This window comes from Streptomyces sp. NPDC013455, from assembly GCF_040632975.1.
In the GTDB taxonomy this organism is placed as follows: Bacteria; Actinomycetota; Actinomycetes; order Streptomycetales; family Streptomycetaceae; genus Streptomyces.
Genome location: NZ_JBEYCX010000031.1, coordinates 1 through 20,843, shown reverse-complemented (window position 1 = coordinate 20,843; position 20,843 = coordinate 1). Strand labels below are relative to the sequence as shown.

22 protein-coding genes and 1 pseudogene are annotated in these 20,843 nt (G+C 73.3%); 10 read left to right on the top strand and 13 right to left on the bottom strand.

Going from position 1 to position 20,843, the window contains the following annotated elements:
• Nucleotides 1–255 precede the first annotated feature (255 nt).
• Nucleotides 256–474 carry a hypothetical protein gene (locus tag ABZ576_RS32370; RefSeq protein WP_360749004.1) on the top strand — a complete coding sequence of 73 codons (219 nt, stop codon included), beginning with the start codon at nt 256–258 and terminating at the stop codon, nt 472–474.
• Nucleotides 475–479: 5 nt separating this feature from the next.
• On the opposite strand, the gene moaA is transcribed toward ABZ576_RS32370, so the two are convergent.
• The 3 genes from moaA to ABZ576_RS32355 form a co-directional block, all read right to left on the bottom strand.
• Entirely contained in the window at nt 480–1,469 is a 990-nt protein-coding gene (moaA, locus tag ABZ576_RS32365; protein WP_360749001.1) for a GTP 3',8-cyclase MoaA, read from the bottom strand.
• Nucleotides 1,470–1,638: 169 nt separating this feature from the next.
• Nucleotides 1,639–3,261 carry a cation acetate symporter gene (locus ABZ576_RS32360; protein ID WP_360748998.1) on the bottom strand — a complete coding sequence of 541 codons (1,623 nt, stop codon included), beginning with the start codon at nt 3,259–3,261 and terminating at the stop codon, nt 1,639–1,641.
• Nucleotides 3,258–3,614: a DUF485 domain-containing protein gene (locus tag ABZ576_RS32355; RefSeq protein ID WP_360748996.1), complete on the bottom strand. Its 357-nt coding sequence runs from the start codon at nt 3,612–3,614 to the stop codon at nt 3,258–3,260. The genes ABZ576_RS32360 and ABZ576_RS32355 overlap by 4 nt, the downstream gene beginning before the upstream one ends.
• Nucleotides 3,615–3,900: 286 nt before the next feature.
• Here ABZ576_RS32355 and ABZ576_RS32350 point away from each other — a divergent pair, with 286 nt between their 5' ends.
• Both ABZ576_RS32350 and ABZ576_RS32345 read left to right on the top strand, forming a co-directional pair.
• On the top strand, nt 3,901–5,439 hold the full coding sequence (locus ABZ576_RS32350; RefSeq protein ID WP_360748994.1) for a S8 family serine peptidase: 1,539 nt from the start codon (nt 3,901–3,903) through the stop codon (nt 5,437–5,439).
• Nucleotides 5,440–5,603: 164 nt separating this feature from the next.
• Nucleotides 5,604–7,172, top strand: a complete 1,569-nt coding sequence (locus ABZ576_RS32345) for a CoA transferase (RefSeq protein WP_360748991.1) — start codon at nt 5,604–5,606, stop codon at nt 7,170–7,172.
• 67 nt (nt 7,173–7,239) lie between these two features.
• Here the strand turns inward: ABZ576_RS32345 and ABZ576_RS32340 are convergent.
• Nucleotides 7,240–7,515: pseudogene (locus ABZ576_RS32340) on the bottom strand (VIT1/CCC1 transporter family protein); the annotation flags it as partial.
• 174 nt (nt 7,516–7,689) lie between these two features.
• Here ABZ576_RS32340 and ABZ576_RS32335 point away from each other — a divergent pair.
• From ABZ576_RS32335 to ABZ576_RS32315, 5 genes are all read left to right on the top strand, one after another.
• A complete protein-coding gene (locus ABZ576_RS32335; RefSeq protein WP_360748988.1) occupies nt 7,690–8,673 on the top strand; it encodes a DEDDh family exonuclease in 984 nt (327 codons plus the stop codon).
• A gap of 112 nt (nt 8,674–8,785) precedes the next feature.
• A complete protein-coding gene (locus tag ABZ576_RS32330) occupies nt 8,786–9,019 on the top strand; it encodes a hypothetical protein (RefSeq protein WP_059248576.1) in 234 nt (77 codons plus the stop codon).
• Between the two features lie 96 nt (nt 9,020–9,115).
• The gene (locus ABZ576_RS32325) at nt 9,116–9,913 is read left to right on the top strand and encodes an SURF1 family protein (RefSeq protein ID WP_360748985.1); all 798 of its coding nucleotides are present in this window, start codon (nt 9,116–9,118) and stop codon (nt 9,911–9,913) included.
• Nucleotides 9,914–10,037: 124 nt separating this feature from the next.
• Entirely contained in the window at nt 10,038–11,822 is a 1,785-nt protein-coding gene (locus ABZ576_RS32320; RefSeq protein ID WP_360748982.1) for a glycoside hydrolase family 15 protein, read from the top strand.
• A 4-nt stretch (nt 11,823–11,826) separates the two neighbouring features.
• A complete protein-coding gene (locus ABZ576_RS32315) occupies nt 11,827–12,582 on the top strand; it encodes an SDR family oxidoreductase (RefSeq protein ID WP_360748980.1) in 756 nt (251 codons plus the stop codon).
• A 201-nt stretch (nt 12,583–12,783) separates the two neighbouring features.
• Here the strand turns inward: ABZ576_RS32315 and amaP are convergent, their stop codons facing one another.
• The 5 genes from amaP to ABZ576_RS32290 form a co-directional block, all read right to left on the bottom strand.
• Nucleotides 12,784–13,362 (bottom strand): alkaline shock response membrane anchor protein AmaP, encoded by a 579-nt coding sequence (gene amaP / locus ABZ576_RS32310; protein ID WP_360748977.1) that lies wholly within the window; start codon nt 13,360–13,362, stop codon nt 12,784–12,786.
• Between the two features lie 5 nt (nt 13,363–13,367).
• Complete coding sequence (locus tag ABZ576_RS32305; protein WP_360748974.1) at nt 13,368–13,973, bottom strand: DUF6286 domain-containing protein; 606 nt, start codon at nt 13,971–13,973, stop codon at nt 13,368–13,370.
• Nucleotides 13,970–14,332 (bottom strand): hypothetical protein, encoded by a 363-nt coding sequence (locus ABZ576_RS32300; RefSeq protein WP_360748971.1) that lies wholly within the window; start codon nt 14,330–14,332, stop codon nt 13,970–13,972. Before ABZ576_RS32300 ends, ABZ576_RS32305 begins: the two co-directional genes overlap by 4 nt.
• A gap of 6 nt (nt 14,333–14,338) precedes the next feature.
• A complete protein-coding gene (locus ABZ576_RS32295) occupies nt 14,339–14,524 on the bottom strand; it encodes a hypothetical protein (protein WP_360748968.1) in 186 nt (61 codons plus the stop codon).
• Nucleotides 14,525–14,634: 110 nt separating this feature from the next.
• Entirely contained in the window at nt 14,635–15,105 is a 471-nt protein-coding gene (locus tag ABZ576_RS32290; protein ID WP_360748965.1) for an Asp23/Gls24 family envelope stress response protein, read from the bottom strand.
• 101 nt (nt 15,106–15,206) lie between these two features.
• Between ABZ576_RS32290 and ABZ576_RS32285 the strand changes: the two genes are divergently transcribed.
• The gene (locus ABZ576_RS32285) at nt 15,207–15,929 is read left to right on the top strand and encodes a nucleopolyhedrovirus P10 family protein (protein ID WP_360748963.1); all 723 of its coding nucleotides are present in this window, start codon (nt 15,207–15,209) and stop codon (nt 15,927–15,929) included.
• A gap of 88 nt (nt 15,930–16,017) precedes the next feature.
• Here the strand turns inward: ABZ576_RS32285 and ABZ576_RS32280 are convergent, their stop codons facing one another.
• From ABZ576_RS32280 to ABZ576_RS32265, 4 genes are all read right to left on the bottom strand, one after another.
• Nucleotides 16,018–16,821 carry an enoyl-CoA hydratase/isomerase family protein gene (locus tag ABZ576_RS32280; RefSeq protein WP_360748960.1) on the bottom strand — a complete coding sequence of 268 codons (804 nt, stop codon included), beginning with the start codon at nt 16,819–16,821 and terminating at the stop codon, nt 16,018–16,020.
• Nucleotides 16,822–16,938: 117 nt separating this feature from the next.
• Nucleotides 16,939–17,160, bottom strand: a complete 222-nt coding sequence (locus ABZ576_RS32275; RefSeq protein ID WP_004002281.1) for a helix-turn-helix domain-containing protein — start codon at nt 17,158–17,160, stop codon at nt 16,939–16,941.
• Between the two features lie 336 nt (nt 17,161–17,496).
• Entirely contained in the window at nt 17,497–19,095 is a 1,599-nt protein-coding gene (locus ABZ576_RS32270) for an ABC-F family ATP-binding cassette domain-containing protein (protein ID WP_360748957.1), read from the bottom strand.
• A 94-nt stretch (nt 19,096–19,189) separates the two neighbouring features.
• On the bottom strand, nt 19,190–19,969 hold the full coding sequence (locus ABZ576_RS32265; protein ID WP_360748954.1) for a hypothetical protein: 780 nt from the start codon (nt 19,967–19,969) through the stop codon (nt 19,190–19,192).
• A 334-nt stretch (nt 19,970–20,303) separates the two neighbouring features.
• On the opposite strand from ABZ576_RS32265, the gene ABZ576_RS32260 reads away from it, so the two are divergent.
• Complete coding sequence (locus ABZ576_RS32260) at nt 20,304–20,720, top strand: VOC family protein (RefSeq protein ID WP_360748951.1); 417 nt, start codon at nt 20,304–20,306, stop codon at nt 20,718–20,720.
• Nucleotides 20,721–20,843 lie beyond the last annotated feature (123 nt).

Genomic DNA, 20,843 nt, shown 5'->3' with positions numbered 1-20,843 from the left:
GGCGGGCGCGGCCGAAGCGGAACGCGGTCACGCGACAAGCTCAAGAAAAGCTCAGATCAATCCTGCTGTTCCGGTGCCGGGCGGTGGGGTACCCGTGACATACTGCGTACGCGCTCCGCATCCCCCGTCGGAGCGACGGACCGACGCCGGGCAGCTCCCCCCGTGGCTGCCCGGCGTCGCCTTGTTCGCAGTCCATGACGCACCCCATGACGCCCCCCATGACGCCCCTTCGCAGAGACGAACCGAGACGAAGCCGTGAGTGACGACACCCCGATCTGCTCCGCCAAGGGCTGCCGTGCCGCCGCCGTATGGGTGCTGGCGTGGAACAACCCGAAGATCCACACGCCGGAGCGGCGCAAGACCTGGCTCGCCTGCGAGGAGCACCGCGAACACCTGTCGCAGTTCCTCGGGGTGCGGGGGTTCCTGAAGGACGTGGTGACGCTCGACGCGTGGCAGGCGGCCGAGAAGGGCTGAAGGCCCTAGCCGCCGATCGCCGACATGGGGCGGTCCGGCTGCACGAACGACGGGTCGTCCAGGCCCGCCCCCGCCTTCTTGCCCCACATCGCGAGCTTCCAGATCCGGGCGATCTCCTCGTCCGGGGCGCCGGAGCGCAGGGCCGCCCGCAGGTCGGTCTCCTCGGTGGCGAACAGGCAGGTGCGTATCTGGCCGTCGGCGGTGAGGCGGGTGCGGTCGCAGGCCGCGCAGAACGGGCGGGTCACCGAGGCGATCACGCCGACCCGGTGCGGGCCGCCGTTCACCAGCCAGCGCTCGGCCGGTGCCGAGCCGCGCTCGTCCGCGCCCTCGGAGGTGAGGTCGAAGCGGGTGCGCAGGGAGGCCAGGATGTCCCCGGCGGTGACCATGCCCTCGCGCTTCCAGCCGTGCTGGGCGTCGAGGGGCATCTGCTCGATGAAGCGCAGCTCGTAGTCGTGCTCCACCGCCCAGGCCAGCAGGTCGGGGGCCTCGTCGTCGTTCAGGCCCGGCATCAGGACCGAGTTGACCTTCACCGGGGTGAGGCCGGCCTCGCGGGCGGCCCGGAGTCCTTCGAGGACGTCGTGGTGGCGGTCGCGGCGGGTGAGGGTCTTGAAGACGTCCGGACGGAGGGTGTCCAGGGAGACGTTGACCCGGTCCAGGCCGGCCGCCTTCAGGGCGGCCGCGGTGCGCTTGAGACCGATGCCGTTGGTGGTGAGGGACGTCTGCGGGCGCGGGGCCAGGGCCGCGACGCGCTCGACGATGCCGACCAGTCCGGGGCGCAGCAGGGGCTCACCGCCGGTGAAGCGGACCTCCCGGACGCCGAGCGTCCGGACCGCGATGTCGATCAGGCGGACGATCTCGTCGTCCGTGAGCAGGTCGGGCTTGGCCAGCCACTGCAGGCCCTCCTCGGGCATGCAGTAGGTGCAGCGCAGGTTGCACCGGTCCGTGAGCGAGACCCTCAGGTCGGTGGCCACTCGGCCGTAGGTGTCGATGAGCACGTGGGCCCCCTCCCTCTCCCGGTCACTCGTCCCGGCCGGCTGCGGGCCGACCGTCAACTGCGAGCCTACGCGACCGCACCGACATCGACAGCGGCCCGATCCCACGAGGTGGGACGCGGCCGCGTCGTAGGACCGTACAGTCCCGCACGACGCGGCCGTCGTACGATCCTCAGTGCGCTCCGGTGCCGGTCAGGGAGCGCACCTCCAGTTCCGCGTACTTGCCCGTGTCCGGGCCCTCCTTGGACAGCAGGGTGCCGACGACGCCGAGGAGGAACCCGACCGGGATGGAGATGATCCCGGGGTTCTCCAGCGGGAACCAGTGGAAGTCGACGTCCGGGAACATGGACGTCGGCTTGCCGGAGACGACCGGGGAGAAGAGCACCAGGCCGACCGCCGTGACCAGGCCGCCGTAGATCGACCACAGGGCGCCCGAGGTGGTGAACCGCTTCCAGAACAGGCTGTAGAGGATCGTCGGCAGGTTGGCGGAGGCGGCGACGGCGAAGGCGAGGGCCACCAGGCCGGCCACGTTCAGGTCGCGGGCGAGGGCGCCGAGGACGATCGAGACCGCGCCGATGCCGACGGTCGCCCAGCGGGCCGCGCCCAGTTCCTGCCGCTCGGTGGCCTGACCCCTTTTGATCACGTTGGCGTAGATGTCGTGCGCGAACGAGGAGGACGAGGCCAGGGTGAGTCCGGCGACGACCGCGAGGATGGTGGCGAAGGCGACGGCCGAGATGGTGGCGAGCAGGACCGCTCCCCAGTTGGAGTCGACACCGCCCAGGTGCAGTGCGAGGAGCGGGGCCGCGGTGTTGCCCGCCTTGTTGGAGGCGACGATCTCGTCCGGTTTGATCAGCGCGGCGGCGCCGAAGCCGAGGGCGAGGGTCATCAGGTAGAAGGCGCCGATGAGACCGATCGCCCAGATCACGGACTTCCGTGCGGCCTTGGCGGTGGGCACCGTGTAGAAGCGGATCAGGATGTGCGGCAGGCCGGCGGTGCCCAGGACCAGGGCGATGCCGAGCGAGATGAAGTCCAGCTTGGTGGTGCCGGTGGCGCCGTACTTCAGGCCGGGCTCCAGGAACGCGCTGCCCTTGCCGCTGTTGTCGGCGGCGCTGCCGAGCAGGTCGGAGATGTTGAAGTCGAACTTCAGCAGGACCAGGAAGGTCAGCAGCAGGGCGCCCAGGATCAGCAGGACCGCCTTGACCATCTGGACCCAGGTGGTGCCCTTCATGCCGCCGATGGTGACGTACACGATCATCAGGACGCCGACCAGGGCGACGATGCCGATCTTGCCGCCGTCGCTGGTGATGCCGAGGAGCAGGGAGACGAGGACGCCGGCGCCGGCCATCTGGGCCAGCAGGTAGAAGATCGACACGACGATCGTGGAGGTGCCTGCGGCCGTGCGGACGGGACGCTGGCGCATCCGGTAGGCCAGCACGTCGCCCATGGTGTAGCGGCCGGAGTTGCGCAGCGGCTCGGCGACCAGGAGCAGGGCGACGAGCCAGGCGACGAGGAAGCCGATGGAGTAGAGGAAGCCGTCGTAGCCGAAGAGGGCGATGGCGCCCGCGATGCCGAGGAAGGACGCGGCGGACATGTAGTCGCCGGAGACGGCGAGACCGTTCTGGAAGCCGGTGAACTGGCGTCCGCCGGCGTAGAAGTCGGCGGCGTCCTTGGTCTGCCGGCCCGCCCAGACGGTGATGACGAGGGTCGCGGCGACGAACACCGCGAACAGCGTGATGATCAGCGTCCGGTGCTCGCTCGCCTCGCCGGCGGCCAGCAGGGTGTGTGCGGGGCTCATGCGCGGCCCTCCATCCGGGACTTGATGGCCTCGGCCTTCGGGTCGAGCTTGGCGGCGGCGTGCCGCGCGTACCACCAGGCGATGAGGAAGGTGGTGAGGAACTGGGCGAGGCCCAGGACGAGCGCCACGTTGATGTTGCCGGCCACCTTGGTGCCCATGAAGTCGCCCGCGTAGTTGGACAGCAGGACGTAGAGCAGGTACCAGGCGGCGAAGGCGATGGTCAGCGGGAAGGCGAAGGAGCGGTAGGCGCGGCGCAGTTCACCGAACTCCGCGCTCTGCTGCACCTCGGTGAACTCCTCGGTGGAGGGTAGCTGGGCTGGGTTTTTCACGGGCGGCGGTGTCTCGGCTGCCACGGAGTCTCCTCGCGTCACGGACATGCGCTTTTCTGATCTCGCAGGGACGGAGATCACATTACAGGCCGTCACTCTTCGACTTCCCGCCGTGATCACCGCAGGGGCCCGCGGTCCGGATGGGGCCCCCGTCCACGGTCACGGCGCCACGCGCGCAGTGGTTCAAGTCGGCCTGGCTCTTTCGGAGATCAGCCCCGGCAGATAGCTTCGCCCTGCACACCCGTCATGTACCTGCCCGATCAGCAGCTGCGCCTCGGGCGGTTCGGTATCCGGATGATGTGGAGATCCCATGGCTCATCTGCGCTCCAGACGTCGGCTCGCGCTCGCCGTACCGGTCGTGCTGTCGCTGACCGCCTCGCTCGGCTTCCTCCCGTCGGCGGCGGCCTCGGCCGCCCCGGCGGCCGGCACCGCGGCCACCGCGGCACGGGCGGCGGACGGCCCCGGCCTCGCGTACGTGGTCAACACCCGCGCCGACCACCGCACCATCGAGTCGGTGCGGCGCGAGATAACGCGCAACGGCGGCACCATCGTGGAGACTTACGACCGGATCGGCGTGATCGTCGTCCACTCCGCCAACCCCGACTTCGGTGCGCGCATGCGTGCCGTGCGCGGTGTGCAGTCGGCGGGTGCCACCCGCACCACTCCGCTGACGGCGGCGGGCACCACCGACGAGGGCGCGGTGCAGGTACTGTCGAAGGCGGAGGCCGCGAAGGTCGCCCAGGGCGCGGCGGCGGGCGAGGAGCCCCTCGAAGCCGACCAGTGGGACCTGCGGACGATCGGCGCCGACCGGGCCGCGAAGATCAACCCGGGCAGCGGTGACGTGACCGTCGGCGTGATCGACACGGGCGTCGACGACACCCACCCGGACATCGCGCCGAACTTCTCCGCCGCCCAGTCGGCGAACTGCGTCAGCGGCAAGGCGGACACGACGTATGGCGCGTGGCGCCCGGTGGACGCCGACCACTACCACGGCACCCATGTGGCCGGCGAGATAGCCGCGGCCCGCAACGGCATAGGCGTGGCCGGTGTGGCGCCGGGCGTGAAGGTCGCGAGCATCACGGTGTCACAGCCGGACGAGAAGTCGCTGTTCTACCCGGAGAGCGTGGTCTGCGCCTTCGTGTTCGCCGCGGACCACGGCATCGAGATAACCAACAACAGCTACTACGTTGATCCGTGGCTGTACAACTGCATGGACGACCCCGACCAGCGCGCCATCGTGGACGCGGTCAACAGGGCCCAGCTCTACGCCCAGCGCAAGGGCACGCTCAACGTCGCCTCGGCGGGCAACTCCAACGACGACCTCGACGCCGACGCCATCGTGGACGACTCCAGCCCCGACGACTCGACCGCCCAGACCCGTACGGTCGACCCGCACGAGTGCTTCGACGTGCCGACCCAGCTGCCCGGTGTGGTGACCGTGAGCGCGGTGGGCGTGAAGGGCGCCAAGTCGTACTACTCCAGCTACGGCCAGGGCGTCGTCGACGTGGCGGGACCGGGCGGCGACAAGTACCAGATCCCGGACACGCCGTCCAAGAACGGCCGCATCCTGTCCACGATGCCGAACAACCAGTACGGCTTCCTGCAGGGCACCTCGATGGCCTCCCCGCACGTCGCCGCGGTGGCCGCGCTGCTCAAGTCGGCCCATCCGCACGCCACTCCGGCGCAGCTCCAGGCGCTGCTGAAGGCGCAGGCGGACAACCCGGGCTGCCCGAGCGAGCCCTACGACGGCAACGGTGACGGGGTCGTGGACGCGACCTGCGCCGGCGGCAAGCGGGTCAACGGCTTCTACGGCTTCGGCGTGGTCGACGCACTGCGCGCGGTCGAGTAGCGACCCCCGGCCTGCCGGTCCCGTCCCGGAGGCCGACCCGGTCAGCCCGGTCAGCCCGGTCAGCCCGGTCAACCCAGCCATCCTGATCAACCTGGTCAACCCGGTTCATACCGACGGCCCTTCACTATGCAGTGTTGATCGAATCAATACTGCATAGTGAAGTAATGACTGCGATCAAGGATGCCTGGGAAGCGCTGGGCGGGGAGCCCGGTCTGGTACCGGCCGTCTCGGCCGTCGTCCGCCCGGACGTGCTCCCCGCGAGGCTGCCCGTGCGGGAGCTGGCGCGCGCGTGCGTGGGAGCGTGCGCGCTCGCCGCCGCGGAGCTGGGGGCGCGGCGGGCCGGCCGCGCCGAGGTGCCGGCGGTCACCGTGGACGACGGAGCGGTGGCCGCCGCCTTCCACAGCGAGCGGCTGCTGCGCGTCGACGGCCGGACGCCGGTGGCCTTCGCGCCGCTGTCCCGGTTCTGGCGCACGGCCGACGGCTGGGTGCGCACCCACGCCAACTACCCGCACCACCGCACCCGGCTCCTCGGCGCGCTGGGCCTGCCGGCGGACGCCTCGGTGGAGGACGTCGCCGGCCGGCTCGCCGAGCGCTCCGTCCTCGAAACCGAAGAGGCCGTCTGCGGCGCCGGCGGCCTGGCCGTGGCCCTGCGCACACAGGCGAAGTGGCGGGAGCACCCGCAGTCCGCCGAGGTGGCCGCACGGCCGCTGGTCGAGCGCGTACGGCTGGACACGGCACCCGCGCGCGTGCTGCCTCCCCCGCACACGGCACCCGCCCGTGTGCCGTCTCTCCCGCACACGGCACCCGCCCGTGTGCCGTCTCTCCCGCACACGGCACCCGCGCGCGTGGCGGCGCCCCCGGGCCCGGCCGCCGCTCCCCTGCTGCCCGCCGCCGGGCTGCGGGTCCTGGACCTGACCCGGGTGCTGGCGGGCCCGGTCGCCACCCGCACCCTGGCCCTGCTGGGCGCGGACGTCCTGCGCCTGGACGCACCCTGGCTGCCGGAACTGCCCGACCAGCACGCCGACACGGGCTTCGGCAAGCGGTCCGCCACGCTCGACCTGACCACCGGCCGGGACACCTTCGAGGAACTGCTGCGCACGGCCGACGTGGTGGTGACCGGGTACCGGCCGGGCGCCCTCGACCGGTTCGGGCTCTCCCCGCGGGCACTGGCCGAGCGGCACCCCGGCCTGGTCGTGGCGCAGGTGTCGGCGTGGGGCGCGTACGGGCCGTGGGGCGGGCGGCGCGGCTTCGACAGCCTGGTGCAGGTTGCCACCGGCATCGCGGTCACCGAGGGCTCGGCGGAGCGGCCCGGCGCGCTGCCCGCGCAGGCCCTGGACCACGGCACCGGCTACCTGCTGGCGGCGGCCGTGCTGCGGGCGGTGACCGAGCAGTCGTACGACGGCGGAAGCCGGTTGGTGCGGCTGGCGCTGGCCCGGACCGCCCACTGGCTGACGGACGGCATCCGCCCGGCCGCGGCGGAGGGCGTACCGGACGTCGGCCGGTCTGGTCCGGACGCGGACCCGGACGCCTGGCTGACCGAGACCGACGGTCCCCTGGGCCGGCTACGGCACGCCCGGCCGGCCGTGTCCTTCACCGGCGGCCCCACCGGCTGGGCACGGCCGGCGGTGCCGTGGGGATCGGATCCGGCCGAGTGGCGCCCGGTGTCACCGGAGCGTCGGGTGCCCGCCGTGGTGCGCCGCCTCCCGGACGGGCCGCGCGGAGAGGTGCCGTGACCTCGCGGCACACGCGGTTCGCCGGGGCCGGCGCAACTCAGCGCCAGCGATAGGGGAGTTGACCCGGTTCCCGTTTCTCCACGGCCGGCGCGGCCGTCTCGGGATCGCGCTGGGCGGAGACGGAGACGTACTCGCCGGCCGCCCTCGACATCGAACCGGCGAGCAGGCCGGCCAGTCCGGCGGTGCGCAGGGCGGCCCGGCTCCCGGTCGCGCCCGCCACACCGACGACCGGTCCCCCGGTGGAGACGATGCCGTCGTTCGCGCCCAGCACGGCCGCCCGGAGCCGGTTCAGTCGCGAGCCGAGCGCCCCGCCGTGGGCCTCGTCGTGGGTGGGTTCCGTCACAGCAGGGAGGATCCCACTCCGGCACCCACACCCGCCGCACCGGCGTCCTCGCCCCGCCGCACCGGTCACGGGTACGCGCGTGTGTGCGTGCGCCGAGCGGGATGGCGAACGCGAGGCGCGTGACCGCCCCCTGTGGGACAGCGCTGTCAGTCGTGGCCCGTATCCTCAGTGACCATGCTCGAAGACCGTGCGACCGCAGTGTCCTCCCCCACCCAGTGGCCGGCCGCGTATCCGAAGGGATACGCGGTCGTTGACGTGGAGACCACCGGCCTGGCCCGGGACGACCGGATCATCTCGGCGGCCGTCTACCGGCTGGACGCGCGCGGCGAGGTCGAGGACCACTGGTACACGCTCGTCAACCCGGAGCGCGATCCGGGGCCCGTGTGGATACACGGCCTGACGAGCGAGATGCTCGCCGGGGCCCCGCTGTTCGCGGACGTCGCCGAGGAGTTCGCCGCCCGCCTGGACGGCCGGGTGCTCGTCGCGCACAACGCCGTCTTCGACTGGCAGATGATCGCGCGGGAGTACGCGCGCGTGCGACGCGAGCCGCCGGTGCGGCAGCGGCTGTGCACCATCGCGCTGTCGAAGGAGCTCGGACTGCCGCTGCCCAACCACAAGCTGGAGTCGCTGGCGGCGCACTTCGGGGTCGTGCAGCAGCGGGCGCACCACGCGCTGGACGACGCGCGCGTGCTGGCGGAGGCGTTCCGGCCGAGCCTGCGGGCCGCGGCGGCGGACGGTGTGCGGCTGCCGCTGCTGGAGTGCCGGCCGCTGACGGAGTGGTCGGACCGGCCCGTGCCCCGGCAGTCGTCGGGCGGCTACGGCGGCTACCGCGCGAGCAGTTGGCGCCCCTCCCGCAAAAGGCCCGCATGCCCGTATCCCAACCCAGGCCGCTATGAAGACGGCAAACGCCTCAAACAGGGCATGCGGGTGGCCTTCTCCGGTGACACGTCGACCGAGCGCGAGCTGCTGGAGGACCGTGCCGTCGAGGCCGGGCTGCACGTCGCGACCAGCATCTCCCGGCTGACCAGTCTGCTGGTGACCAACGACCCGGAGTCGGGCACGTCGAAGACGGTCAAGGCCCGGCAGTACGGCACACCGATCGTGGACGAGGCCGCGTTCGGCCAGCTGCTCGGCGATGTCGAGCCCGCCGGCGAGTAGTCCGGCCGCCCGGCCGCCCACCGGGCCGAGTGATCGTACGAATGGGTGATTGCCACACGACTCACCCGGCGCCCGCTCGCCCGGGGGTGGGCCACGGCCCACCCTGTGGCCCATGGCGACATGCGAAGTGTGCGGCAATGACTATGGAATGACGTTCGAGGTGCACGCGCAGGGCGCGGTGCACGTCTTCGACTGCTTCTCCTGTGCGATCCACCGCATGGCCCCGATCTGCGAGCACTGCCGGGTGCAGATCATCGGCCAGGGCGTGGAGGTGGAGGGGCACTGGTACTGCGGCGCGCACTGCGCCCGCCAGGAGGGGAGGACCGGGATCGTCGACCGGGTGTGACCCCCGGCGCCCGCCCCAGGGGCCCCCACGGCGGGGCACCCCACCGCGGGGCACCCCACGGCACAGCACCCCACGGCCCGGAGGTACCGTCGTGGGGTGCACCGCTACCGCTTCCTGTTGTCCCGCCAGTGGGTGATCCTCACGCTCGTCGCGATCGCGCTGATCCCGACGATGATCGAGCTGGGTTTCTGGCAGCAGCACCGGTACGAGCAGCGGACGGCCCGCAACGACCTGGTCTCCGCCGCGCTGCACGCCAAGCCGGTCCCGGTCGAGGAGCTGACCTCGCCCGGACACGCCGTGACCCGTGCCGAGAAGTACCGCACGGTCACCGCGACCGGCACCTTCGACACCGCCGCGGAGGTCGTGGTCCGGCGCCGGACCAACGCCGACGACCGGGTCGGCTTCCACGTCCTCACCCCGTTCGTGCTGGACGACGGCAAGGTGCTGCTCGTCAACCGCGGCTGGGTCCCGGCGAACAGCACACAGACCGCGTACCCGAAGGTCCCCGCCCCGCCGGCCGGCCGGCTCACCGTCACCGGGCGGCTGATGGCCGACGAGACGACCGCGGCGAGCGGCATCAAGAACCTCAAGGACCTGCCCGACCGGCAGATCATGCTGATCAACAGCGCCGAGGAGGCACGCCGGCTCGACGCCGAGGTGCTCGGCGGTTACATCCAGCAGACGGCGCCCCGGGCCAAGGGCGGCTCCCCGCAGCAGCTCTCCGACCCGGGCAGCGAGGACGCCCCGCTGAACTACGCGTACATGATCCAGTGGTGGCTGTTCGCCGCGGCCGTTCCGGTCGGCTGGTGGTTCCTGGTCCGGCGCGAGGTCCGCGACCGGGCGGAGGCCCCGGCCGAGCCGCGGCCCGAGGAGAACGAACCGGCCGCGGTCTGAGCGCCCGCTCCGCTCCTCGGTCCCCGCGCAGGCGTACCACTTCGCACCGCGATCCCCGCGAGGCGTGTCACTCCCCCGGCGCACCACCTGATTGGCCCCCTGGTCCGACGGGAAACCGCATCCCGTGAACGCGCGCATCGAGGACTACGCCGTCATCGGAGACGAGCAGACCGCGGCCCTGATCGGCAAGGACGGCTCGATCGACTGGCTGTGCCTGCCGCGCTTCGACTCCGGGGCCTGCTTCGCCCGCCTGCTGGGCGACGAGGACCACGGCCACTGGCGGATCGCGCCCGCCGGGGCGGACACCTGCACCCGCCGCGCCTACCGGTCCGACACCCTCGTCCTGGACACCGAGTGGGAGACCGCCGACGGCGCGGTGCGCGTCACCGACCTGATGCCGCAGCGCGACCGCGCCCCCGACGTCGTACGGATCGTGGAGGGCGTCAGCGGCCGGGTGACCGTCCGCAGCACCCTGCGCCTGCGCTTCGACTACGGCTCGATCACACCGTGGATGCGCCGCTCCGACGGGCACCGGGTGGCCGTCGGCGGCCCGGACTCCGTCTGGCTGCGCACCGAGCCGGCCGTGCGCACCTGGGGCGAGGACTTCGGCACCCACTCGGAGTTCACCCTGGCGGAGGGCGAGCGGGTCGCGTTCGTCCTCACCTGGCACCCCTCGCACGAGCGGCGGCCGCCGCTCGTGGACCCGTACGAGGCGCTGGAGAGCAGCGTCACCGACTGGCGCCGCTGGGCCCGCCGGTGCCGGTACGACGGCCCGTACCGGGACGCGGTGGTCCGCTCGCTCATCACCCTCAAGGCCCTCACCTACGCCCCGACCGGCGGCATCGTCGCCGCGGCGACCACCTCGCTGCCCGAGCAGCCGGGCGGGGTGCGCAACTGGGACTACCGGTACTGCTGGCTGCGCGACTCCACCCTGACCCTCGGCGCGCTGCTCGCCGCGGGCTACCAGGAGGAGGCCGAGGCCTGGCGGAACTGGCTGCTGCGCGCGGTGGCCGGGGACCCGGCCGACCTCCAGATCATGTACGGCGTCGCGGGCGAGCGGCGGCTGCCGGAGACCGAGCTGCCCTGGCTGCCCGGCTTCGTCGCCTCCTCGCCCGTGCGCATCGGCAACGGCGCCGTCGACCAGCTCCAGCTGGACGTGTACGGCGAGGTGATGGACTCGCTGTCGCTGGCCCGTGCCTCCGGCCTGCCGACCAAGCCGCACATGTGGGCCATCCAGCGCTCGCTGATGGACTTCCTGGCGGCCGAGTGGCGGCAGCCGGACGAGGGCCTGTGGGAGGTGCGCGGCGGCCGGCGCCACTTCGTGCACTCGAAGGTGATGGTGTGGGTGGCCGCCGACCGGGCCGTGCGGACGCTGGAGACGCACCGGGAGCTGCGCGGGGACCTGGCGGGCTGGCGCAGGTTGCGCGAGGAGGTCCACCGGGAGGTGTGCGAGAAGGGGTTCGACCGCGAGCGCAACACCTTCACCCAGTACTACGGCTCCCGCGAACTCGACGCGGCGCTGCTGCTGATCCCGCGCGTCGGGTTCCTGCCGCCGGACGACCCGCGGGTGGTCGGCACGGTCGACGCGATCCGCGACGACCTCGGCCACGGCGGCTTCCTGCGCCGTTACGACACCGACGACTCGCTGGTCGACGGGCTGCCCGGCGGCGAGGGCGCCTTCCTGGCCTGCTCCTTCTGGCTGGCCGACGCGCTGCACCTGACCGGCCGGACGAAGGAGGCGCGGGAGCTGTTCGAGCGGCTGGTGGGCCTGTGCAACGACGTGGGTCTGCTGGCCGAGGAGTACGACCCCGCGAAAGGCTGCCAGCTGGGCAACTTCCCCCAGGCGTTCAGTCACATCGGCCTGGTGAACACCGCCCTCACGCTGTTCGGGGAGGACCGGGCAGGATAGGGGCATGGATCTTGGACTGAAGGACCGGGTGTACGTCGTCACCGGAGCCACCCGGGGACTGGGCAACGCCACCGCGCGGGAACTCGTCGCCGACGGGGCGAAGGTCGTGATCACCGGCCGGGACGGGAAGCGGGTCGCCGACGCCGCGGCCGAACTGGGCCCGAACGCGGTCGGGGTGGCCGTGGACAACGCGGACGCGGGGGCTCCCGAGCGGCTGATCGCCGCCGCCCGTGAGCACTTCGGCGGCTTCCACGGGGTGCTGGTGAGCGTGGGCGGGCCGGCGCCGGGGTTCGTCGCCGACAACACCGACGAGCAGTGGAGGGACGCGTTCGAGTCGGTGTTCCTCGGCGCCGTACGGCTCGCCCGCGCGGCGGCGGACCGGCTGGAGCCGGGCGGGGTCATCGGGTTCGTGCTGTCCGCGTCGGTGTACGAGCCGATCCCGGGGCTGACCGTCTCCAACGGCCTGCGGCCGGGGCTGGCCGGGTTCGCCAAGTCGATCGCCGACGAGCTGGGCCCGCGCGGCATCCGCGTGGTGGGACTGCTGCCGTCGCGGATCGACACGGATCGCGTGCGCGAGCTGGACGGCCTGTCCGCGGACCCGGAGGCCACCCGGGCCGCGAACGAGTCCCGGATCCCGCTGCGGCGGTACGGGACGCCGGAGGAGTTCGGGAAGGCGGCGGCGTTCCTGCTGTCCCCGGCCGCGTCCTACCTGACCGGCGTCATGCTGCCCGTCGACGGCGGCATGCGGCACGGGTTCTAACCGGGGCGTCCTGCGCCGGTTCCACGGTGGCCGTCGGTACCTCCGCCGGTTCCGGCCGGGAGCCCGTCGGGTCACGTCGGCCGGAGCACACCGGTTCCGGCCGGGAGCCCGTCGCGACACGTCGGCCGGAGCACGCCGGTTCCGGCCGGGAGCCCGTCGCGACGCGTCGGCCGGAGCACACCGGTTGCGGCCGGACGGCCGTCAGGTCACCCTCCGTGCCGCGTGGCCGACCTCCGTCAGCCGGACCTCCGCCGGGAGGGAGGCCAGGCCCGCCGACTCGCGGGCGTGGGTCAGGGTCCCGGCGGTGAAGGCGGCCAGGACCTCCTCGGGAGCAGCGCTCGGCTCCAGCCGGATCCGGGCCCGGACCTTCGGGGCCGTTCGGCGGCCCGCCAGGCGGACGCGGGCGTCGGCCACGCCCGGCTGGGCGGCCGTCTCGGCCGTCAGGGCGCTCTCCAGGGCCCTGCCCCGCAGCCGCGCGCCCGCGCCGTCGCCGGTGTCGACCGGGATCTCGGCCGGCCGGCGGCGGCGCAGGGCCGCCGTCAGCCACCACAGGGCGAGCAGGACCAGGAGGGCGAGGGCGGCGATGACCGCCGGCCACCACCAGCCGGCGTCGCGCCAGCGGGTGCGTTCGGCCCGGGTGAGCAGGACGTCGTGCGGCCCGGTGTGCAGCCACCAGGAGGGGGGCCGTACGCCCAGGCCGACGGCCAGGACGGCGCCCCCGAGCACCAGCAGGAGCAGGCCGGTGAGGGCCAGCAGGAAGCGCTGGAGACCGGTGCGCATGGCGCTCACCACTTCCGTCCGGGCCGGGACACCCGCACGGAGAGGGCGGGCGGGCGGGTCAGGCCGAGGTCCCGGATCGCCTCGGCGAGCACGGTGCGCACGTCGGCGCGTACGTCGTCCGACTCACGGAAGTGCGCGAGCACGCGCACGCCGGCCGTCCGGCGCCGCACCCGCACGCGTACCGCGCGGACGCCGGACACCTCCATGGCGCGGTCGCGCAGGACGAGTGCCGCCGCGTCGCGCCGGAGTGCGGCGCGGACCTCGGGGTGCGGGCGCCGCATCGGCAGCAGGGCGCGCAGGCCGGGGGTGACCGCGAGGGCGATCAGCCACAGGCCGAGGGCGGCGGCGAGGCCGGCGCCGGCCAGTACCCAGGGGTCGTCCAGCGGCCGTTCGGCCAGTTGCCCGGCGAGGGCGCGGCGCCAGCGCATCGCGGGGCGGTGCGCGCGGACGGCGGCGATGTCGTAGAGCAGCAGGCCCGCGCCCGCCAGGAGCAGGACGGCCACGACGAGGGCGGGGACCCGGCGCGGCGACCAGAAGCGGCCGCTGCCCGTGGCGGCGGCGGTCGTGGTGCCGGGCGGCCGGGCGGCGGTCGTGGTGGGCGCCTGGCTCATGACGTCCTCCCCTGGCCCGCGGCCGGGTGCAGCCGTTCGACGCGGACGGCGACCTCCGGCACGGCCATGGCCGTCAGCGCGCCCACGCGCTCGGTGACACGGCGGCGGACGGCGGCACAGCGGGCGCCGATGTCGCACGGGTATCCCAGTTCGACGTCGACGCTGACCCGGGCCGTCTGCCGGCCGGTGACGACCGTGGCGTGCGGCGCGGCGGCGGCGCCGGGCAGCGGGGCGAGTGCCTCCCGGGCGGCCTGCGCGGCGATCTTGGCCACCACCCGGTCGGCGATGCGGGTGGCGCCGCGCTCGGCGGGCGGCACGAGGGCCGGCGCGGGGCGCGGCGTGCCGGTCTCGACGGTCACCGGAGGTCACCGCTGCCGGTCGCCGCGGGTACGGAAGAAGTCACCGAGTTCGAGGTCGCCGTCGGCGAACCGGCCCGCGACGAAACCGACGGCTCCCAGCGCCGCCACCAGCAGGAAGGCGCCGAAACCGCCGAAGTACCCGGCGAAACCCAGTGCCATTCCGGCGATCATGCCGACCACGGCCATGCTCATGCAGCACTCCTCAGCTCGTCGGGCGTGCGGTTGACGGTGCGTCCCCGGGGTGACCGGTGCCCGTCAGGTCCCGCTGGACCGGACGGAGGACCCAGGTCACCGGATGCGGGTCACTGGATCCGGGGCTCCTGTTCCTCTTCCTCCTCCTCGGGCAGTTTGACGTCGCTGACCGCGATGTTGACCTCGACCACCTCGAGGCTGGTCATGCGTTCCACGGCGGCGATCACGTTCTCCCGTACGGCGCGGGCGACGTCGGCGATCGACACGCCGTAGTCGACCACGATCTCCAGGTCGAGCGCGGTCTGCACCTCTCCGACCTCGGCCTTCACACCGCGGGAGACGGACTTGCCGCCGCCCGGCACCCGGTCGCGCACGGCGCCGAAGGTGCGGGCCAGGCCTCCGCCCATGGCGTGGACACCGACCACGTCACGGGCGGCGAGCCCGGCGATCTTCTCCACGACGCCGTCGGCGATGGTGGTGCGGCCTCGGGTGGCCGGGTCACCGCCCCCGCGCCGGGTGGGCTTGCGGGTGGAAACCTGCGGTTCGTGGTCGCCTTCGGGGGTGATGGTCGTGTCGGTCATCGCCGTACGTCCCTTCGGTCGTCGTACCGCTCGGCGTCCCCCTTCGACCACGGTAAGCGCGGTTGCCCGACTGTGCGCCCTTGATACGGCAGGCTGGTGGAATGACGGCGGACCTGTGGACTCGGATGGTGCGGCATCAGGTGGGACTGGGCAGGCTGCTGCCGCTCGGCGGGCCGCGCGACGGTGCGTGGATCGCGGAGGCGGCGGCCGGCGCGGTACTGGGGCGCGCGGCGGCCGACGGCGCGCCGGGGGTGCGGCTGGACGCGTTGCGGATCACCCTGGCCGATCCGGAGGAGGCGCGGGAGCCGGTCGTACCGGCTCCGCCGAGCGCCTTGCCACCGGGTCCCTTGCGGGTGACGGCGGACTGCGCGGTGTCGGCCGCCGAGCCGCTGCCCGCGGCGGCGTCCCGGCTGCGGCTGACCCTGGCGACGGCGGCGGAGGACCTCGGTCTCGCGGTGACCGACGTCGACCTGCGGGTGACGGACCTGCTGGAGGCGGCGGAGCGGGCCGCGACGGCGCTGACTGCCCCGCAGCCGCCGGCCGCCCGGGAGCAGGAGGACCCGGACGAGAGTGCGGTGGCCGCGGCGGCCCTCGCCGTCCCCGGGGTGATCCGGCTGACCGGTGTGCTGGGCGGGCTCGGCCGGGCGGTGCACATCGAGGAGCGGGCGTCCGAGGGCGCGCTGCCGCGCCGTCACGTCCGGGTGGAGCTGATGACGGGCGCGGACCGCCGGGCCGTGGACGTGGCCCGGCAGGTCCGCGCGGCCGTGAGCGACGCGCTGCGGGACCGGCCGACGGTGGCCGTGCTGGTCACGGCGGTCGGCTAGGGGGTGTCTCGTCGATCAGGCCGGATCAGCGACCAGACGCCGGGAGCCCGGGATGATCGGCGAGACGTCCCCCAGGACGGCGGGGGGTTCACTCGCCGACGCCGGCCAGGTCCCGCAGGCGGCGGGCCTGTGCGGCCCGTTCGGCCACGCGCTGCTCCTCGTACGTGCGGTCCGCGGCGCCGCGCAGCAGCGCCTTGGTCTCCACCACGGCGTCCCGCGGGGCGGCGAGCACCGCGGCGGCCAGGTCCCGCGCGGCCGCGTCGAGTTCCGCCGCGGGCACCGCGAGGCTGGCCAGTCCGCTCGACACCGCCTCGGCGGCCCCGACGAACCGCCCGGTCACGCAGATCTCCAGCGCGCGGGCGTATCCGACGAGACCGACCAGCGGGTGCGTGCCGGTCAGGTCGGGGACGAGGCCGAGGCTGGTCTCGCGCATGGCGAACTGCACGTCGTCGGCGACGACCCGCAGGTCGCAGCCGAGCGCGAGCTGGAACCCGGCTCCGATGGCATGGCCCTGCACGGCGGCGATGGACACGATGTCGTTCCGCCGCCACCAGGTGAACGCCTCCTGGTACTCGGCGATGGTCGCGTCGATCCCGGCGTCGTCACGGCGCGCGAGGTCGATGAAGGTCGGCTCGCCCGGAATCCCCTCCGGGGTGAACATCTGACGGTCCAGCCCGGCGGAGAAGGACTTGCCCTCACCGCGCAGCACGACGACGCGGACGGAACCCGGCAGCAGCCGCCCGGCCTCCGCGAGCGCCCGCCACAGGGCGGGGCTCTGCGCGTTGCGCTTGGCCGGGTTGGTCAGCGTCACCGTGGCGAGCGCGTCGTCGACGGTGAGCCGTACGCCGTCCTTGTCGAGTACGGCAGCGAGATCCTGGTCGGGCGAAGCCATGGGGCGCCTCCGATGAGTGCGGTCAGCTGAGCAGAGCTAAGTGACTGCACAGTAACCACCCGGCCGGTCGGTCTGCCGACCGGGTGGCCACCATCGAAGCCGATGGGCCGCCCGGCGTCAGGACGAAGCGGCCTTCTTACCCCGGGTCGCTCCGCCACGCCCACGCAGCGTGACGCCCGACTCGCTGAGCATCCGGTGTACGAAGCCATACGAGCGGCCGGTCTCCTCGGCCAGCGCCCGGATGCTCGCACCGGAGTCGTACTTCTTCTTCAGGTCTGCCGCGAGCTTGTCGCGCGCGGCGCCGGTCACCCGGCTGCCCTTCTTCAGAGTCTCGGCCACCCGTGCCTCCTCATGGGAAGTGCGCTCTGGTCTCCTCATGATCACCCCTCTTGGGCGTGATGGCCACCCATTCGGCAAGGTCCGTGAGACATCGTTGTGACGACAGGAGTGCGTCCACACAAGCGGAATACGACATTCCGCTGGATGGGGAGCTTGGGCCCGAACGGGTGGATTCGCGAAGTACCAGGTCAGGGACGCAGACCGGCCGATCCCTTGGCAGTACGGGGATCGGCCGGAAAATCCGTGTACGACACACCCCGATACGAGGCGATCTCACACAGATGATGGATCACGGATGGGCCGAATGATCCAGACGCGGTGGATCAGGCTTTTCCCTCAGGCCAGGGCGACGAGGTCCGCGTAGTCGGCGCCCCACAGGTCCTCGACACCGTCCGGCAGCAGGATGATCCGCTCCGGCTGGAGCGCCTCGACGGCACCCTCGTCGTGGGTGACGAGGACGACCGCGCCCTTGTAGGTGCGCAGGGCGCCGAGGATCTCCTCGCGGCTCGCCGGGTCCAGGTTGTTGGTCGGCTCGTCCAGGAGCAGCACGTTCGCCGAGGAGACGACGAGCGTGGCGAGGGCGAGCCGGGTCTTCTCACCGCCGGAGAGGACACCGGCCGGCTTGTCGACGTCGTCGCCGGAGAACAGGAACGAGCCGAGCACCTTGCGGACCTCGACCAGATCCATGTCGGGGGCGGCCGAGCGCATGTTCTCCAGGACCGTGCGGTCGGCGTCCAGGGTCTCGTGCTCCTGCGCGTAGTAGCCGAGCTTGAGGCCGTGACCGGGGACGACCTGGCCGGTGTCCGGCGTCTCCACACCCGCGAGCAGACGCAGCAGGGTGGTCTTGCCGGCGCCGTTGAGGCCGAGGATGACGACCCGGGAGCCCTTGTCGATGGCGAGGTCGACGTCGGTGAAGATCTCCAGCGAGCCGTACGACTTCGACAGGCCCTCGGCCGTCAGCGGGGTCTTGCCGCAGGGCGCGGGCTCCGGGAAGCGGAGCTTGGCGACCTTGTCGGACATCCGGACGTCCTCGAGGCCGGAGAGCAGCTTCTCGGCACGCCGGGCCATGTTCTGCGCGGCGACCGTCTTGGTGGCCTTCGCGCGCATCTTGTCGGCCTGGGCGTTGAGCGCGGCGGCCTTCTTCTCGGCGTTGGCGCGCTCCCGCTTGCGGCGCTTCTCGTCGGCCTCGCGCTGCTGCTGGTAGAGCTTCCAGCCCATGTTGTAGATGTCGATCGTGGACCGGTTCGCGTCCAGGTAGAACACCTTGTTGACGACGGTCTCCACGAGGTCGACGTCGTGGGAGATCACGATGAAGCCGCCGCGGTAGGTCTTCAGGTAGTCCCGCAGCCAGATGACCGAGTCGGCGTCGAGGTGGTTGGTCGGCTCGTCGAGGAGCAGGGTGTCCGCGTCGGAGAAGAGGATGCGGGCCAGCTCGATACGGCGGCGCTGACCGCCGGAGAGGGTGTGCAGCGGCTGGCCGAGCACCCGGTCGGGCAGGTTCAGGGCGGCGGCGATGGTGGCGGCCTCGGCCTCGGCGGCGTACCCGCCCTTGGTGAGGAACTCCGTCTCCTGGCGCTCGTACTGCTTCAGGGCCTTCTCGCGGGTGGAGCCCTTGCCGCCGGCGATGCGCTGCTCGTTCTCGCGCATCTTGCGGATCAGTACGTCGAGGCCGCGGGCGGAGAGGATGCGGTCGCGGGCGAGGACGTCGAGGTCGCCCGTGCGGGGGTCCTGCGGCAGGTAGCCGACCTCGCCGGAGCGGGTGATCTGGCCGGCGGCCGGGATGCCCTCGCCGGCCAGGCACTTGGTGAGCGTGGTCTTGCCGGCGCCGTTGCGGCCGACGAGGCCGATGCGGTCGCCCTTGGCGACACGGAAGCTGGCGTTCTCGATGAGGACGCGCGCACCGGCGCGCAGCTCGATACCGGAGGCGGAGATCAAGGACAGACTCCAGGGCGTACAGGGGTTGGCGGGTGGGCGGCGTGAGGACGTTCCCGCCGTCTAATGCGCGAGGAGAATGGCCATGGGAACCAGTCTAACGGGGGCGTGCAAGCGGTTTTTCTGCCTCCAGGCGTCCCGGGCGCGGGCCGGGGAGATCGTTGCTCAGCGGGGTGCGGCCCGGGGCGATCCGGCCCAGGTCGTCCAGGGCAACGAGCTGCCCGGTCCAGGCGTCGTCGGCGCACGGCTGCGCGATCAGCAGGGCCGTGCCGCGCCGTACGGCGCCCTCGGGCCGGAACGCGCAGCCCCTGCGGGCGGGCAGCACCCAGCGCAGGTCGCCGTCGGCCGTGCGGTACGCGGTGACGCGGGGCGGCGTGACGACCGCGAGGATGCCGCGGCCGAGGGGACGCAGGACGCCGGCGCCGCCCTGGGCCGGGAGCCACTCGGCCGCGTCGGGCAGGGCCCGGTGCCAGCGCACGGAGCGGCCGTCGGTGGCGGTGAGCAGCCCGTCGTCCCACAGCGCGATCACCTCCGCGCGCGCGTGCAGCACGGCGACGGGACGGTGCCCCGCGCGCGCGTAGCGCCACGGGGGCGCACCGGTACGGCTGCCGTGCACGGCCACGGCGGCACCCCGCGGGTCCGCGTCCGGTTCCCGCCCGTGGAGGATCCGGTCACCGTAGGGCGCGGGCCGCAGCCGGTGAGCCGCACCGAGGAGCCCGGCGACCAGGACGGCCAGGAGCAGGGCGACGGCCACCCGGCGGGGACCCGCCCCGGGGGTGGTCGCGGCGGGAGCCGGGGCCGAGGCCGGGGGTGACGGATCGGGGTCCGGCGCCGGGGCGGTGCGGCGTGGGCGGGAGGCGTGTGGTGGGTGTTCCACCTCGCCCCCTTCGGTAGGCCACCGTCCCGGATCAGGCGGCCGAGCGTAGTCACCGTCGGCCGGGCGGGTGGAGCGGCTTGGCGGGCCGGCCCGGGAAGTCGCCCGTTCGGAGGCGGCCGGCGGCGGGGCGCGGCGGCGGGGGGCGTGGTCGGGGCGCGGCGGCGGGGGGGGCGTGGTCGGGGCGCGGCGGCGGGGGGGGTGTGGTCGGGGCGGGCGGTGGGGGGTGTGGTCGGGGCGGCGCAGTGGTGGCGCGGCGCGGTGCGCCCGTGCGTTGCCGGTGGTGGCTGCCAGACTCGGGAAGCGGGGCGAACCGATGCGCGAAGGAGTGGTCGGCATGGCAGGCACGGGTGGCGGCGCACGGCCGAGCATCTATCCCACGCTGCTGTACGCGGACGCGCAGGCGGCCATCAGGCAGCTCACCGAGGGCCTCGGTTTCACCGAGCTGTCGGTGTACGAGACGGAGGACGGCCGGGTGATGCACGCCGAGCTGGTCCAGGGCAGCGGCGCGGTGATGATCGGCTCCAAGGGCCGCGGCGGCCTCTTCGACACGGCGATGAGGAACGCGGGGCCCGCCGGGGTGTACGTCGTGGTGGACGACGTGGACGCCCACCACGAGCGGGCCGTGGCGCACGGGGTGGAGATCCTGATGCCCCCGACGGACCAGGACTACGGCTCCCGGGACTACCTGGCCCGGGACGCCGAGGGGAACATCTGGAGCTTCGGTACGTACGCGCCCGAGATCGGCGCCTGAGTTCCCCTCCCCGCGCTCATCCCCCGGTGTGCACCTGGAAGGCGGCCCGGCGTACGGCCTTGGCCAGGGCCGGGTCCGGATGCGCGGCGGCGAGCGCGACCAGCACCTGCACCGTGCGCGGGT